This is a genomic window from Alsobacter sp. KACC 23698, from assembly GCF_045348435.1.
GTDB lineage: Bacteria > Pseudomonadota > Alphaproteobacteria > Rhizobiales > Beijerinckiaceae > Alsobacter.
Window position 1 is genome coordinate 5,593,378 of sequence record NZ_CP157484.1, and the last position, 14,339, is coordinate 5,607,716.

A 14,339-nucleotide genomic window follows, 5' to 3' on the forward strand; every position below is an offset into this window, starting at 1 on the left:
GATGCGTCTTTCGATGTTGCTCTACTGCAGCGGGACGACGTCGCGGGAGGGCAGGTCAGACCTGAGCGCCCCGCGGACGCTGGAGGCCGCGGCCACCCGCCCCTTGTTGACGAAGGCCTCGTGGTTCCGCTCGATGTCGTCGAGGTCGTACAGGTAGTTGACCATCAGCCCGTGGGCCTGGGCCATGCCCTTGCGCGACGAGTCGCCCAGCCAGTTGATCCGCTCCAGCCGGGCGCCGTTGCCCAGATGGAAGCGGGCCACCGGGTCCACCGGGCGCCCGCCGGCGGTCTTGGCGCGCAGGAAATAATAGGCCGCGGCCTCGGTGAGGGTCCGCCGGAGCGCCGGCAGCCGCGCCGGATCCTGCGCCCAGCCCTCCTGGTCCAGGCCCTCCAGCACGGCCTTGTCCTCGCGCGTCAGCGCCTGCGAGGCCTCGTTGCGGCGTTCGCGCGCCAGCCAGGAGGCGAAGCCCGGAACGGGCGAGAGCGTGACGAAGGCCTTCAGGGTGGGGACCTGCCGGGCCAGCTCCTCGACCACCTGCTTGATCAGGAAATTGCCGAAGGAGATGCCGCGCAGCCCCTCCTGGCAGTTGGAGATGGAGTAGAACACGGCCGTGTTGGCCTGCCGGGGCTCGATGACTGCGCGGTCCTCGGCCAGGAGGCCGGCGATGCCGCCGGGGATCTCGGAGGTCAGCGCCACCTCCACGAAGATCAGCGGCTCGTCCACCACCTGCGGGTGGAAGAAGGCGAAGCAGCGCCGGTCGGCCGGCTGCAGCCTGCGGCGCAGGTCGTCCCAGCTCTCGATGGCGTGGACCGCCTCGTAGCGGATGATCTTCTCCAGGATGTTGGCGGGGGTCGACCAGTCGATCGGCCGCAGCACCAGGAAGCCGCGGTTGAACCAGGACGAGAAGAGGTGCTGGAAGTCGGCGTCCAGCGCCTCCAGTTCGGGGTGCTCGCGCTGGTGCCTGAACAGCTCCTCGCGCATGCGCACCAGGCGCAACGTGCCGCCGGGCGACAGGTTGAGGCGGCGGATCAGCTCCTGCCGGCGCGGCTCGGCGGCTTTATGCAGGTCGAGCAGCGTGCGGTGGTCGGGGGCGGCCCGATAGGCCTCGATGGCGCGCTCCAGCTGCGCCGGCTCGGCCCCGAAGCGCAGCACCAGCTCGCGCAGGAAGGCGCATTTGCCGGCGTCGTCCAGCAGGTCGTAGCGATCGAGGACCTCCCGCGCCAGGGCGACGCCGGACGCCTCGCCGCGGCTGGAGAGGAGGTCGGCGCACAGCCCCGCCAGGTCCTTGCCGCCGCCGAGCCGCCCGCTCGTGATGATGGCGCGGCCGCGGTCGGCGATCGACTGCAACAGGTCGCTGAAGAAGGAGATGTTGACCGCCTGCCTCCAGCCGGGCGCGGCAACGGCGACGGCGCCGGGGGTCTCTGGCTCGAGATTCGTCATTTGGTCGGTCCTGCCGGGCCCATCACCAGATCGGGCAGCAATGTCGAGATCTGCGGGAACAGGCAGAGCAGAAGCACCGCCAGCGCCATCAGGATCACGAACGGCACCGTCCCCATGATGACGTCCCGGAGCGGGATGTCAGGGGCGATGTTGCTGATCACGAAGATGTTGAGGCCCACCGGCGGGTGGATCAATCCCATCTCCATCACGATGGTCATCACCACGCCGAACCAGATGAGGTCGAATCCGGCGGCCTTGAGCGGAGGCAGGATGATGGGCGCGGTCATCAGGATGATGGAGACCGGAGGCAGGAAGAAGCCCAGCACGATCACCATCAGCAGGATCACGATGAGCAGCAGCCACTTGGACAGTCCCAGCGCGACGATCCATTGCGCGGTGGACTGGCTGATGTGGAGATAGCTCATCACATAGGCGTAGAGCAGCGACATGCCGATGATGAGCATCAGCATCGTGCTCTCGCGCAGGGTGGCCTGCAGGATCGGCGAGAGGTCGGCCGGCTTCCACACGCCGTAGATCGCCGCGATCAGGGCGAGCGCCAGCACGCCGCCGAGCCCGGCGGTCTCGGACGGGGTCGCAAAGCCCCCATAGAGGGCGATCATCACGCCCGTCAGCAGCAGCACGAAGGGGATGACGCGCGGCAGCAGCGAGAGCTTGGCCTTGGTGGTGAGGAGGTCCTCCTCCAGGATGGGCGAGGATGGGCCGCCCGCCTCGAAGGCGCGCTTGGCGGCGGCGTATTCCTGCCGGAAGCGGATTCCCGCATAGCCGGCGAACAGCGCCACCAGCAGGAAGCCCGGCCCGATGCCGGCCAGAAACAGCCGCCCGAGCGACTGTTCCGCCGCGACCGCATAGAGGATCATCGTGATGGAGGGCGGCAGCAGGATGCCGAGCGTCCCGCCGGCCGCGATGATGCCGGCCGCGAACCCGCCCGAATAGCCCCGGCGGCGCATCTCCGGGATGCCGGCCGATCCGATGGCCGAGCAGGTCGCCGGGGACGAGCCCGCCATGGCGGCGAACAGCGCGCAGGCGAACACATTGGCGATGCCGAGCCCGCCGGGGATGCGGTGCATCCAGGCGTGCAGGGCGGAGTAGAGATCCTGCCCGGCCCGGGACCGGCCGATCGCCGCGCCCTTCAGGATGAAGAGCGGGATGGCCAGCAGCGTGATGGAGGACATCTCCTCATAGACGTTCTGCGTCACCGTATCGAGCGACGCGCCCGGCATGAAGAAGGCCATGAACAGCACGGCCACCGCGCCGAGCGCGAAGGCGATCGGCATGCCGGAGAACATGGCGCCCAGGGTCGCCCCGGCGTAGAGAAGTCCGATCGCTCCGGTGCTCAACGCCCGCTCCTGTTCAGCGCGACAGCCGCCTGCAGTAGCAGCTGGAGGGTGAGAAGCAGCATGCCGGCCGCCATGAGCGAGTAGGGGATCCAGAGCGGAGGCCCCCATGTCGACGACGAATGCTGGTCGTCGACCCAGGCTTCGTGCAGCAGCGTGAAGCTCTTCCACGTGAAGAAGGCGCAGAACGCCGCCGACGCGATGTCGGTGCAGATCAGCCGGATCCGGTTGGCCCGGGGCGACATCAGCGCCGCGAAGGCCTCGATGCCGACATGGCCGCGGCGCGCCTGCACGGCCGCGCCGCTCAGGAAGGTCGCGCCCACCAGCAGGAAGATGGCGGTCTCGTCCTGCCAGTCCGTCGGGATCTTCAGGAAATAGCGGACGACGACGCTGTAGCTCAGCACCGCGGCGGCGGCCACGACGGCGACGCCGCCGAGGCCGAGCACCAGGCGATTGACCACCGTCATCGCCCTGACGAGCACCCCGAGCGGACCCGGCACCACCGGGGTCTCGACCGGCGCGACGACATCCGGCATGCCATGGCTCACGCCACCTGCTCCGCGAGCTTGAGGAGTTCGGCGCAGCTGGCGTTGCGCTCGGAGAAGTCCTTCCAGGCGGTCTCGCGGGACAGCTTCCGCCACTGGTCGAGGGTCGCGTCGTCGAGCGTCTTCACGCTGGCGCCGGCCTTGGCGAACACCTTCTCGACCTCCTCGTCGTCGGCCTTGGCGCCGGCCGTGCCGAACGGCTCGAGCTCCGCTCCGACCGCCAGGATGGCTTCCTGATGGGTCTTCGGCATCGCCTCGAACAGCGAACGCGACATCAGGATCGGCTCCAGCATGAACCAGTAGAACCGGCCGCGGCCGGAGGTCAGGTTCTTGGCGAGCTCCTCCAGGTGGAAGGAGATGAGGCTGGTCGAGGAGGTGACCACCGCGTCGCAGGCGCCGGTCTGCATCGCCGCGTAGGATTCATTGGACGGGATGTTCAGCGTCGACGCGCCGGCCGCCTTGAACACCATGTCCATCTCGCGCGAGCCGCCGCGGATCTTGATCCCCTTGGCGTCGGCGGGCGTGATGACGGGGGTCTTGCTGGCGACGCCGCCCGACTGCCAGACCCAGCTGACGATCATGACGCCCTTGTCGGCCAGGATGTCGGAGAGCTTCTTGCCAATCGGCGACTTCTTCCAGGCCGCGCCCTGCTCGTAGGAGGTCACGAGCCCGGGCATCAGGCCGATATTGGTCTCCACGACCTCGCCGCCCGCATAGCTGAGCGGGTAGAGGCTCATGTCCAGCGCGCCCTTGCGCAGGGCGGAGAACTGGGCGTTGGTCTTCATCAGGGACGAGCCCGGATAGACCTGGGCGGTGAGCTCGCCCTTGGTGCGCTTCTCGATCTCGGCCGCGAATTTGCGGCACATGCGATCGCGGAAGTCGCCCTGGTCGGCGGTGCCGCCGGGAAACTGATGCGAGATCTTGATCGTCTTCTGCTGCGCGAAGCTGCCGCGCGGAAGACTCAGGATCGCCGGGGCCGCGAGGGCGGCCCGGACCACGGAACGACGGGAAATCAGCATGTGGCGGTTCCTTCCAAGGTGATCCGCCGGTGTCCGGCGGGCGCTCTTCGCGGCGATGTGAATTTCGTAACCTGTCTTGTACAGCGCGTCAATGTGCGTGTATACATGAAGGCCGACGCAGGTGCACAAACATGAACCAGATTCCGGCTCCCGCCTCCCACGCCAGGCTGCGCGACCTCATCGAGCAGGCCATCCTGGTGGGCGATTTCGCGCCCGGGGAGAAGCTTGAGGAAGTCGCCCTGGCGCAGCGCTTCGGCGTGTCCAGGACCCCCGTCAGGGAGGCCCTTCACCAGCTGTCGGCCGCCGGCCTCGTCGATTCACGCCCGCGGCGCGGCGCTTTTGTGGCCTCCGTCACTCCCGAGCGCCTGATCGAGATGTTCGAGGTGATGGCCGAGCTCGAAGCCTATGCGGCCAAGCTCGCGGCCCGCCGCCTCACGCCCGAGGCGGAAGCCGAGATCGTTGAGGCGCACCGGGCCTGCAAGGCCGCGCTCGGCAAGGATCCTGACGCCTATTACTACGAGAACGAGCGCTTCCACTTCGCCATCTTCCACGCCAGCCGAAACGGCTTCCTGATCGAGCAGGCCTCCGCGCTGCACCGCCGGCTGAAGCCCTACCGGCGCTTGCAGCTGCGGGTGCGCAACCGCGTGGCTGCGTCCTTCGCCGAGCATGAGGCGATCGTGGCCGCCATCCGGAGCGGCAAGGCCAAGAAGGCCGCCACCCTGATCCGCGACCACATCGCCGTCCAGGGCGAGCGCTTCGCCGACCTCATGGCGAGCCTGCCCAGCCTGCAGGCCGGCTGACTCACGCCCGCAGGAAGGCCGCGATGCGCCCCCATTCGTCGGCGAGCGTCCGTGCGCCCATGAACAGCGCGAGATGGCCGCAGGGCGCCGTCACGGCGTGGACCGAGCGGGCCGGCGCGCCGACGAGCCGCGCCGCCGCGAGGGCCTGGGGCGCGGGGGCGATGACGTCGTCCCGCCCCGCCAGCACGAAGAGCGGGCAGCGGACGTCGCGCAGGTCCGCGAGCCTCCCCAGCGCCGGGAATGTGTTGCGGGCCAGACGGTTTTCGCGGAACAGCCACTCCGCCGTCTGCAGCCAGTAGCGCCCCGGGAGGTCGAGCGTGCGGGCGTTCCAGGCCTCGAAGGCGGGCGCGAGGTCCGGCCGCGCCGCCTGGAACACCTCCTCGACGTCGGCGCTCTGCAGGGAGGAGGTCTCCAGGAACTGCAGCATGCGCGACCCGCTCACGACGCCGTCGCTCCAGGCCACGAAGGCGTCCAGCGCGGCCGGGGCCATGCCCCGCGTCGCCTGCACGATGCCGGACGGCGCGGCGTCGCAGTCAACAGGCGCGCCGGCCAGGACCAGGCGCTCCACCTTGGCCGGAAACCGCGCCGCGAACAGCAGCGACTGCCAGCCGCCCTGGCAGATGCCCGCCAGGCGCGCGGTCCCGCCCAGCGTGTCCACCGCGACGTTCAGGGCCGCGAGCTGGTCGTCCACCCCATGGAAGCGCATCTGCGGCGTGGCCGTGGCCCATTCCAGCAAGTGCAGGCCAGGGACGCCCGCATCGCGCAGGCGCCGCATGAGGCTGTGCCCCTCGGCGAAGTCCGCCACGGTCGCGCCGTGGATGGCGTAAGGCGCCACGACCAGCGTCGCAGGGCCGGATGCAGCCGGATCGCCGAAGCGCCGCAGGCGCAGGCTTTCGAGCTCCAGCACCACCTCGTTGGGGGTGGCCCAGCACGCGTCCGGCTGCGCCGCGCTCTCGGGCGCGGTGACGAAGGGCCAGATCCAGGGCGCCCAGGGCGATGGCGTCATGCGTGCCTCGATGGCGGGAAGTCGTCGCCTGGCTGAAGTCCCAAGCCGCCATCCTGCCACGGCGCGCCGGGGTCCGCATTGATCCGGCTCACGCCGGTGGCGGGCGCGACCGCGCCCTTGCGCCGGGCGGGGCGCGCCGGTCTATTCTTGCGCCGGGCGCATCCGCCCCCGCGCGACGGCGAGCCACCATGTCCGGACCCCGACCCCCCGCCTTCGAGACCCTGAGCCTCCATGCCGGTCAGCGGCCCGACCCCGCCACCGGCGCGCGGGCGACGCCGATCTACCAGACCACCTCCTATGTGTTCGAGGACTCAGACCACGCCGCCGCCCTGTTCAACCTGGAGAGGGCCGGCCACATCTACAGCCGCATCTCCAACCCCACCGTTGCGGTGCTGGAGGAGCGGCTCGCGGCGCTGGAGGGCGGCGTCGGCGCGGTGTGCGCCGCCAGCGGCCAGGCCGCTCTGCACCTCGCGATCGCGACGCTGCTCTCGGCCGGCGACCACATCGTCGCCTCCTCCTCGCTCTATGGCGGCACGATCAACCTGCTCGCCCATACGCTGCCCCGGTTCGGGATCACGACCAGCTTCGTCAAGCCGCGCGACCATGAGGCGATGCGGGCCGCGATCGGGCCGCGCACGCGGCTCGTCATCGGCGAGACGCTCGGCAATCCGGGGCTCGAGGTGCTGGACATCCCGGCGGTCGCCGCCATCGCGCATGAGGCGGGCGTTCCGCTCCTCGTCGACAACACCTTCGCGACGCCCTGGCTGTGCCGGCCGATCGAGCTCGGCGCCGACATCGTGATGCACTCCGTCACCAAGTGGATCGGGGGCCACGGCGTGGCGATCGGCGGCGCGCTGGTGGACGGTGGGCGCTTCGACTGGGGGCGCTCCGGCCTGTTCCCCACGCTCACCGAGCCCTATGCGGGCTATCACGGCATGGTCTTCGCCGAGGAGTTCGGCCCCGCGGCCTTCATCATGCGCGCCCGCGCCGAGGGCCTGCGTGACTTCGGCGCCTGCCTCAGCCCCACCAACGCGTTCCACCTGCTGCAGGGCGTCGAGACGCTGCCGCTGCGCATGCAGCGCCACATGGAGAACACGCTGGAGACGCTGCGCTTCCTGCAGGCCCAGCCGGCGGTGGCCTGGGCGCTGCATCCGAGCCTCCCGGACCACGCCGACCATGCGCTGGCGCAAAGGCTGCTGCCGCGCGGCGCGGGCTCGATCGTCAGCTTCGGGATCAAGGGCGGCCGGCCTGCCGGGAAGCGCTTCGTCGACGCGCTGCGGCTGGCGAGCCACCTCGCCAATGTGGGCGACGCCAAGACGCTGGTGATCCACCCCGCCAGCACCACGCACCAGCAGATGGACGCCGCGCAACTCGCGGCCGCCGGCGTGGGGGAGGACATGATCCGCCTGTCCGTCGGGCTGGAGAACGTCGACGACCTGATCGCCGACCTCGCCCAGGCGCTGCGCGCCTCCCAGAGGGGGTGAGCCATGCGCGTCACGCTTGAGGGCCAGACTGTCTTCGCCGCCACCGGGGGGCGGCCGTTCGACCCCGCGCTCCCGTCGGTCGTCTTCGTCCATGGCGCCGGGATGGACCACACCGTATGGGCTCTCCAGACGCGCTGGTTCGCCCATCACGGCCGCTCCGTGCTGGCGCTGGACCTGCCGGGCCACGGCGCCTCGACGGGCGCGCCGCTCGCCGACATCCCCGCCATGGCGGACTGGGCGATGCGTGTGCTCGATGCGCTGGGCGTCGCCAAGGCGGCCGTCGTGGGACATTCGATGGGAGGCCTCGTGGCCCTCGACGCCGCCGCGCGCCATCCGGAGCGGGTGCGGGCCGTCGGGCTCGTCGGGACGGCCGGCGTGGTGCCGGTCTCGGCCGACCTGCTCGCCGCCGCCGAGCGGAACGAGCGGCGCGCCATCGACATGGTCTCGCTCTGGGGCCATGGCCCGCGGGCCGGACTGGGCGGATGCGCCGTCCCGGGACTGTGGATGGCGGGCGACGGGACGCGCCTTCTGGAGCGGGCGGCCCCCGGCGTGCTGCACGCCGATCTCGCCGCCTGCGACGCCTATCGGGACGGGCTGGCGCGCGCCGCCGCCCTGCGCTGCCCGGCGGTCCTCGTGCTCGGCGAACGCGACCAGATGACGCCCGCGAAGGCCGGGCGGGCGCTGGGCGACGCCATCCCGGGCGCCCGCACCCTCGTGGTCCCGAAAGCCGGCCACATGCTGATGATCGAGGAGCCTAACGCCGTGCTGGATGCGCTCGCGCCCGCGCTGTGAAGCCTCAACCCTCGGTCCGGCGCGCTTTCTCGTCCCGCAGCTCCGCCACGATGGCTGGCGGCGCGGCTTCGGGCCGCTCCTGCGGGGCGAGCCGGCCTTCCTCGGCCTTGTAGTAATATTGTGAGCACACCAGCCAGCCCTTCAGCGGCCGTAGCGGCGCGACGCAGAGCAGCAGCAACAGCGGCAGCGACACGAGCAGATGGCCCCACCAGGACGGCTGGTAGGCCGCGTCGTACCAGAGCGCGAAGCCCAGCACCGGAAAGCTCATGATCATCATGGCGAAGAAGGCCGGGCCGTCCGCCGGATCGGCGAAGTCATAGCTCAGGCCGCAGACCTCGCAGCAGGGTGCGAGCTTCAGAAAGCCCGAGAAGAGGTGGCCCTTGCCGCACCGCGGGCATCGGCCCCGCAGGCCGGTGGCGGTGGGCGGCGGCGGCGCCACGGGCGTCCGGCCGGGGGGACTTGCGCGGGGCGGCGTTTCGGGACTCATGGCGTGGCCTCCACAGGGTGCGCCGCGCCGTGGCGCGGGTCGCGCCGGATCGCGGCCCGCTCATGCGCGGACGGCGCTAACGCCGCGCGGACGAACGTGGTTGAACTGCGCGACGCAACGACAACAGCCGAAGGGAGCGGAGCGTTCATGGCCACCTTGGGGGTGCTGCTCTTCGCCTATGTGCTCAGCCAGTTCTTTCGCGCCTTCCTGGCCATCGTGGCCAGCGAATTGACGCGCGAGCTGGGGCTCGACGCGGCGCAGCTGGGCTCGCTCTCGGCCGTCTGGTTCGCGGCGTTCGCTTTCGCGCAGTTTCCGGTGGGCGTGACGCTCGACCGCTTCGGCCCGCGCGGGACCATCGCGGGCTTCATGCTGCTCGCCGTCGCGGGCGCGACGTGGTTCGCCATGGCCCACAGCTTCGCCGACCTGCTCTGGGCCATGGCGCTGATCGGGGCCGGCTGCGCCCCGGTGCTGATGGGCAGCCTCTACTATTTCGGCAGGACCGCGCCGCCCGAACGCTTCGCCATGATGGCGTCCATCGTCATCGGGGTGGGATCCTTTGGCAACCTGCTCGGAGCGACGCCGCTGGCGCTCGCGGTGGCGCAGTTCGGCTGGCGGCCCAGCATCGGCGCGATCGCGGCCGTGACGGCGCTGAGCGCCGCCCTGGTGGCCGTGACGCTGCGTGATCCGCCCCGCCTCGCCTCCAAGGGTGGGCCGGACGGGATCGTGGACGGGCTGGTCGAGATCGCGACCCTGCGGCCGCTTTGGGCGCTGCTGCCGCTCGCGATGCTGAGCTACGCCGTGGTGATCGCGCTGCGCAGCCTCTGGATCGCGCCCTATTTCGCCGGGGTGCACGGCTTCGACGCCGCCGCCCGCGGCGAGGCCGCCACCGCCATGGGGGCCGCGATCTCCATCGGCGCCCTGGCCTACGGCCCCATCGAGCGATGGGCTGGCGGGCCCAAACGCGTGACCCTGGCGGGAAGCGTCGCCACCGGCGCGGCGCTGCTGGCGCTGGGCGTCCCGGGCTGGCTCGGTGCGCCGGCGGCCGTGACGCTCTATGTCGTGATCGGGGCGGCGGGGATGACCTACGGCATCCTGATGGCGCATGCGCGCCTGTTCTTTCCGCCCCATCTCTTGGGGCGCGGCGTGACGGCGCTGAACTTCGTGTTCATCGGCGGCGCGGGCCTGCTGCAGTGGATGTCCGGCCGCTTCGTGCAGGCCGGGATCGACCGGGGCGCCCCGCCCGCCGAGACCTATGCGGGCCTGCATCTCGCGCTGGCGGCGGCGCTGCTGCTGGCGACCGCCGTCTACGCGTTCGCCCCGGCCAGGCCGCAGCCGGCCTGAGCCTCAGGCCACCTTGCGGGGGACCAGCCGCTCGGACCCGAGCGCCTCGCGGACGCCGCTCTCGCCCAACTCGTGATACTCGGCGTCCTCGTTGACGTCCCAGATGTCGTAGAGCCGCTCGCCGGCCAGGATGTTGCGGACCGTCAGCATGGCGGTCATCATCGCGTGGTCCTGGTTGTTGTACTTGTGCATGCCGTTGCGGCCCACGAGATGCAGCGTCGGGAAGCGCGCCTCCAGGTCGAGCCGCACCATGGCGACATGGTCCTTGTACTCGTCGTCATACACCGGATAGGCCTTGGCCTGGCGCACCACGCAGGCGTCCACGACCTCGTCTTCCTGGACCAGGCCAATCTTGGCGATCTCGGCCTTGGCCAGCGCGATCAGTTCGTCGTCCGGAGCCGACCAGACGCCGTCGCCCTCGAAGCAGAAATATTCCAGCCCCAGGCAGGCGAGGGTCGGATCGGGCACCATCTCGGGCGACCAGGAGCGGAAGTTCTGGATGCGGCCGACCTTCACGGATGGATCGTGGATGTAGATCCAGTTGTCCGGGAAGAGATCCTGGCGCGTGGTGATCAGCGCCACGGTCAGGAAGTCGCGGTAGCGCAGCGCCCGCGCATGCAAGAGCGAGATCGGCGCCGGGGCGATCGCCCGGGTGAGCTCCGTGATGGGGGCCGACGAGATCACGTGGCGGGCCGTATGGGTCTCGATCGCGCCGTCGCCCTGGCGCACCGTCACGGTCCAGAGCTTCGCCGCCTCGTCATAGCGCATCGTGTCGAGGCTGCGGTCCATCAGCACCCGGCCGCCCTGCTCGCGCGTCTTGCGCGCCGCCGCGTCCCACATCATGCCGGGGCCCTTGCGGGGATACTGGAAGGACTCGATCAGCGTCTTGATGACCTCGCCGCCGGCCTGCGGCTTCGGCTTGCCCCGGAAGGCGCGCCCGAGCGCGTTCATGACGGCGCCGCCGAGGCTCAGCCCCTTGATCCGCTGGGCCGCCCAGTCGGCCGAGATCTCGTCGCAGGACATGCCCCACACCTTTTCGGTGTAAGTTTTGAAGAAGATGGAGAAGAGCCGCTCGCCGAAGGCGTTGCGCACCCACTGGTGGAAGGTCTTCGGGTTCTCGATCGGCCGCAGCTTGGCCACGCCATAGCTCAGCATGCACAGCGCGCTCTGGAGGACGCCGAGGTTCCACAGCGCCTCGAACGCCTTCAGCGGATAGGAATAGAGCTTGCCCTTGTAGTAGATGCGCGAGATGCGCGGGCGCTCGATGAAGTCGTCCGGCAGGATCTCCTTCCACAGGTCGACCACCTCCTTCGCCTTGGAGAAGAACCGGTGGCCGCCGATGTCGAACAGGAAGCCCTTGTAATTCACCGTGCGGCTGATGCCGCCGACCATGTCCGGGTCGCGCTCGATCACGGTGACGTCGCGGCCCTCCTTGGTCAGCAGGTAGGACGCGGTGAGCCCGGCCGGGCCCGCTCCGATGATGAGGACGTCCGTGTGCTGGGCGGCTGGGCTCTGGGTCATGACGCGCACCTTGCGAAGAGTCAGGCCTCGGCGGGAGCGAAGGCGAAGAACTTGTGTCCGGCGAAGCCCGCGAACGCCGCCAGGCCAGCCCCGACCAGCAGGTCGAAAAGCCGGGGCAGGGCGGGGACGCCATAGACGAGGGTCAGGAACACGCCGTAGCTGAGCCCCTGGGCCAGGAGCGCCACGGCCGTGTAGCGCAGCGCCTCGACGGGGGCCCTCCGGCCGCTCGCCGCGAAGGTGAAGGCGCGGTTGAGCCGCCAGGTGATGCAGGTCGCCACCCCCAGCGAGATCGCCCGCGAGATCTCCGGCGCCATGTGGCGGGCGTCCAGCACGCTGAAGATCGTGGCGTCCGCCGCGAGCCCCACGGCTCCGACGCCGAGAAAGCGGCTGAAGGCCTGGACGATCGGAAACGCCAGCAGGGCGCCCAGCGGCGTCGACCGGAACCGGGCCGCCCACGAGCCGAATCGCTGCGAGAGTCTGGCGAGCATGGAAGGGTGGGCGAGGGCCAGCAGCGGCATGGGATCCGTTTCGTGGTCGGCCAGGCTCAGCAGCGCACAAGCCAAAGTGACGGAAGGTTGTACAACCTGGATGGTTACATAGCCTCCCACCTCGGAATTTTCGGTAAACGGAGCCTCTGACCGACGGCTCTCCAGTCCTGAACGCCGCGTTAACGCGCTGCCGCTATGAAATCAGGACGCTGAGGCCCATCGCATGACCGACCTGACCTTCCGCGCGCACACGCCAGCCTCGCTGGACAGGATCTCGCCCTGGTTTTTGGTCTTCGCCGCCTGGGGCGCCGCCCTGCTGTTCGGGGGCCTGCCCCCCACCCTGGGGGTCGCTTTCCGCGACACCGACGACGCCATGCGGCTCGTGCAGGTGCGCGACCTTATGGCCGGGCAGGGGTGGTTCGACCTCGTGCAGCATCGGCTCGATCCCGCCAATCCCGTCCCGATGCACTGGTCCCGCCTGATCGATGCGCCGCTCGCGCTGCTGATCCGCGCCTTCGGGCTCGTCGCGGACGGGGCCGCGGCCGAACGCCTGGCGATGGCGACATGGCCGGCGCTCGTGCTGCTGGCCGCGCTGCTGGCCGTGCGCGCGCTCGCGCTGCGCCTGGGCGGTCCCAGGGCGGCTCTGCCCGCCCTCATGATGCTGGGCCTCGGCTTGTCGATGCTCTGGCAGTTCGCGCCGGGCCGGATCGATCACCACAACGTCCAGGCCGTGCTGACGCTCTGGATGTTTGCGACATTGCTCCAGGACGGGCCGGGCCACGCGGCCCGATGCGGCTTCCTCACGGCCCTCATGCTCGCGGTCGGGCTCGAGACGCTGCCTTATGCGCTGGCGGGCGCGCTTGTGATGACCGGGCGCTGCTTTGAGGGCGACGCTCGTCGGGCCGAAGCCCGGGCCTACGGGCTCGTCCTCGCCGTCGCCGTCACGGCGCTGACGGTCACGACCGTTCCGCCCGCGCTCTGGACGGCGGGCGCCTGCGACAGCCTCTCGCTCACTTATGCGGCGACCGCGGCGATCGGAGGCCTGGGCCTCGCCGCGCTGGCGTCGCCCCGCCTCCCGCAGCGCGCCCGGCTGGCCTGCCTGTGCGGCCTCGCCGGGGGGATCCTCGCCCTCTTCGCGGCGATCGAGCCGGCTTGCCTCAAGGGGCCTTTCGGCCAAGTGGACCGGCGCCTCTGGCCGGTCTGGCTCGACTATGTCGACGAACTCAAGCCCTGGACGACGATCTTCGCCGAAGACCCGGGCAGCGCCGTCATCATGGCGCTCGGACCGGCGCTGGGCCTGGCGTCGGCGGCCGACCTTCTGCGCGATCCCCGGCGCCGGCGGGACTGGGCCGTCCTGGCCTATCTGGCCTCGGCCCTACTCGCCTTCGTGGCGGGATGTCTCCAGATCCGGACAATGTTCTACGCCAACATCTTCGCGCTGCCGCTGATCGCCGCGGCGATCGGAAGGCGGGCCGAAGCGACCGCCTTCGCCGGCGGGTCCGCCCTCCTGGTCGCGCTGGCCGGCGGCCTGATGCTGAGCAGCACCACCTGGGCCGTCCTGGCCTCGGCCGTTCTTCCCGACGGCTCCGCCCCGGCGGACCACCCGCCCGGCGCCGCCGCCGCGACGGCGGCCTCCCGCCCCAGGGCCGGAGTGGACGATTCCGCATGCCAGGATCTCCGACAATACGATGTGCTGGCCCGTCAGGCGCCCGGCCTCGTGGTGAGCCCGCTGAGCCTGGGGCCCTTCGTCCTGGCGGGGACGCCGCACAGCGTCCTGTCGGCCCCGTATCACCGCCAGTCGCGCGGGATCGTGGACGGCGACGCCATTCTGTCCGCCCCGCCCGCCCTGGCGCTGGACAGGCTCCGCGCCCGGGGCGCCGCCTACCTGTTGCTCTGCTCCCGCTCGCCCCAAGCCCAGGATCATGATGGACTGAAGGCCCGGCTGATCCGCGGAGAGGCCGTGGCCGGGCTGGAGCCGATCCCGACCGGCGGAGCGTTGCAGCTATACCGCGTCGCGCCGCGCTGACCGGCGGCGGTCGCCGAGACCACGAGGAGCCCCCC

At 70.7% G+C, this 14,339-nt stretch carries 13 protein-coding genes; 5 read left to right on the forward strand and 8 right to left on the reverse strand.

Annotated features, from left to right (window positions below; translation table 11 throughout):
- Positions 1 to 21: 21 nt before the first annotated feature.
- The 4 genes from ABEG18_RS26640 to dctP are packed head-to-tail and all read right to left on the reverse strand — an operon-like array spanning position 22 to position 4,359.
- Entirely contained in the window at positions 22 to 1,440 is a 1,419-nt protein-coding gene (locus ABEG18_RS26640; protein WP_406856038.1) for a malonyl-CoA decarboxylase, read from the reverse strand.
- Entirely contained in the window at positions 1,437 to 2,798 is a 1,362-nt protein-coding gene (locus ABEG18_RS26645) for a TRAP transporter large permease (protein ID WP_406856039.1), read from the reverse strand. Before ABEG18_RS26645 ends, ABEG18_RS26640 begins: the two co-directional genes overlap by 4 nt.
- Positions 2,795 to 3,343 (reverse strand): TRAP transporter small permease, encoded by a 549-nt coding sequence (locus ABEG18_RS26650; protein WP_406856040.1) that lies wholly within the window; start codon positions 3,341 to 3,343, stop codon positions 2,795 to 2,797. Before ABEG18_RS26650 ends, ABEG18_RS26645 begins: the two co-directional genes overlap by 4 nt.
- A complete protein-coding gene (dctP, locus tag ABEG18_RS26655) occupies positions 3,340 to 4,359 on the reverse strand; it encodes a TRAP transporter substrate-binding protein DctP (RefSeq protein ID WP_406856041.1) in 1,020 nt (339 codons plus the stop codon). The genes ABEG18_RS26650 and dctP overlap by 4 nt, the downstream gene beginning before the upstream one ends.
- A 131-nt stretch (positions 4,360 to 4,490) precedes the next feature.
- Here dctP and ABEG18_RS26660 point away from each other — a divergent pair, with 131 nt between their 5' ends.
- Entirely contained in the window at positions 4,491 to 5,159 is a 669-nt protein-coding gene (locus tag ABEG18_RS26660) for a GntR family transcriptional regulator (RefSeq protein ID WP_406856042.1), read from the forward strand.
- A 1-nt stretch (position 5,160) separates the two neighbouring features.
- Here ABEG18_RS26660 and ABEG18_RS26665 read toward each other — a convergent pair whose 3' ends face one another.
- The gene (locus ABEG18_RS26665; protein WP_406856043.1) at positions 5,161 to 6,165 is read right to left on the reverse strand and encodes an alpha/beta fold hydrolase; all 1,005 of its coding nucleotides are present in this window, start codon (positions 6,163 to 6,165) and stop codon (positions 5,161 to 5,163) included.
- A 188-nt stretch (positions 6,166 to 6,353) separates the two neighbouring features.
- On the opposite strand from ABEG18_RS26665, the gene ABEG18_RS26670 reads away from it, so the two are divergent.
- Both ABEG18_RS26670 and ABEG18_RS26675 read left to right on the forward strand, forming a co-directional pair.
- Complete coding sequence (locus ABEG18_RS26670) at positions 6,354 to 7,649, forward strand: O-acetylhomoserine aminocarboxypropyltransferase (protein ID WP_406856044.1); 1,296 nt, start codon at positions 6,354 to 6,356, stop codon at positions 7,647 to 7,649.
- Between the two features lie 3 nt (positions 7,650 to 7,652).
- Positions 7,653 to 8,441 carry an alpha/beta fold hydrolase gene (locus ABEG18_RS26675; RefSeq protein WP_406856045.1) on the forward strand — a complete coding sequence of 263 codons (789 nt, stop codon included), beginning with the start codon at positions 7,653 to 7,655 and terminating at the stop codon, positions 8,439 to 8,441.
- Between the two features lie 4 nt (positions 8,442 to 8,445).
- On the opposite strand, the gene ABEG18_RS26680 is transcribed toward ABEG18_RS26675, so the two are convergent.
- A complete protein-coding gene (locus tag ABEG18_RS26680; RefSeq protein WP_406856046.1) occupies positions 8,446 to 8,928 on the reverse strand; it encodes a DUF983 domain-containing protein in 483 nt (160 codons plus the stop codon).
- A gap of 147 nt (positions 8,929 to 9,075) precedes the next feature.
- Here ABEG18_RS26680 and ABEG18_RS26685 point away from each other — a divergent pair, with 147 nt between their 5' ends.
- Positions 9,076 to 10,269, forward strand: coding sequence for an MFS transporter (locus ABEG18_RS26685; protein WP_406856047.1), 1,194 nt, complete (start codon positions 9,076 to 9,078; stop codon positions 10,267 to 10,269).
- A gap of 3 nt (positions 10,270 to 10,272) precedes the next feature.
- On the opposite strand, the gene ABEG18_RS26690 is transcribed toward ABEG18_RS26685, so the two are convergent.
- Positions 10,273 to 11,790 carry an NAD(P)/FAD-dependent oxidoreductase gene (locus ABEG18_RS26690; protein ID WP_406856048.1) on the reverse strand — a complete coding sequence of 506 codons (1,518 nt, stop codon included), beginning with the start codon at positions 11,788 to 11,790 and terminating at the stop codon, positions 10,273 to 10,275.
- A gap of 20 nt (positions 11,791 to 11,810) precedes the next feature.
- The gene (locus ABEG18_RS26695; protein WP_406856049.1) at positions 11,811 to 12,308 is read right to left on the reverse strand and encodes a GtrA family protein; all 498 of its coding nucleotides are present in this window, start codon (positions 12,306 to 12,308) and stop codon (positions 11,811 to 11,813) included.
- 193 nt (positions 12,309 to 12,501) lie between these two features.
- Here ABEG18_RS26695 and ABEG18_RS26700 point away from each other — a divergent pair, with 193 nt between their 5' ends.
- Positions 12,502 to 14,304: a hypothetical protein gene (locus ABEG18_RS26700; protein WP_406856050.1), complete on the forward strand. Its 1,803-nt coding sequence runs from the start codon at positions 12,502 to 12,504 to the stop codon at positions 14,302 to 14,304.
- Positions 14,305 to 14,339 lie beyond the last annotated feature (35 nt).

What these genes read in the sequence shown, in the direction of transcription:
- ABEG18_RS26640 (WP_406856038.1), bottom strand. Translation starts at nt 1,440, where the DNA reads ATGACGAATCTCGAGCCAGAGACCCCCGGCGCCGTCGCCGTTGCCGCG.
- dctP (WP_406856041.1), bottom strand. Translation starts at nt 4,359, where the DNA reads ATGCTGATTTCCCGTCGTTCCGTGGTCCGGGCCGCCCTCGCGGCCCCG.
- ABEG18_RS26685 (WP_406856047.1), top strand. Translation starts at nt 9,076, where the DNA reads ATGGCCACCTTGGGGGTGCTGCTCTTCGCCTATGTGCTCAGCCAGTTC.
- ABEG18_RS26675 (WP_406856045.1), top strand. Translation starts at nt 7,653, where the DNA reads ATGCGCGTCACGCTTGAGGGCCAGACTGTCTTCGCCGCCACCGGGGGG.
- ABEG18_RS26690 (WP_406856048.1), bottom strand. Translation starts at nt 11,790, where the DNA reads ATGACCCAGAGCCCAGCCGCCCAGCACACGGACGTCCTCATCATCGGA.
- ABEG18_RS26665 (WP_406856043.1), bottom strand. Translation starts at nt 6,165, where the DNA reads ATGACGCCATCGCCCTGGGCGCCCTGGATCTGGCCCTTCGTCACCGCG.
- ABEG18_RS26700 (WP_406856050.1), top strand. Translation starts at nt 12,502, where the DNA reads ATGACCGACCTGACCTTCCGCGCGCACACGCCAGCCTCGCTGGACAGG.
- ABEG18_RS26680 (WP_406856046.1), bottom strand. Translation starts at nt 8,928, where the DNA reads ATGAGTCCCGAAACGCCGCCCCGCGCAAGTCCCCCCGGCCGGACGCCC.
- ABEG18_RS26670 (WP_406856044.1), top strand. Translation starts at nt 6,354, where the DNA reads ATGTCCGGACCCCGACCCCCCGCCTTCGAGACCCTGAGCCTCCATGCC.
- ABEG18_RS26695 (WP_406856049.1), bottom strand. Translation starts at nt 12,308, where the DNA reads ATGCCGCTGCTGGCCCTCGCCCACCCTTCCATGCTCGCCAGACTCTCG.
- ABEG18_RS26660 (WP_406856042.1), top strand. Translation starts at nt 4,491, where the DNA reads ATGAACCAGATTCCGGCTCCCGCCTCCCACGCCAGGCTGCGCGACCTC.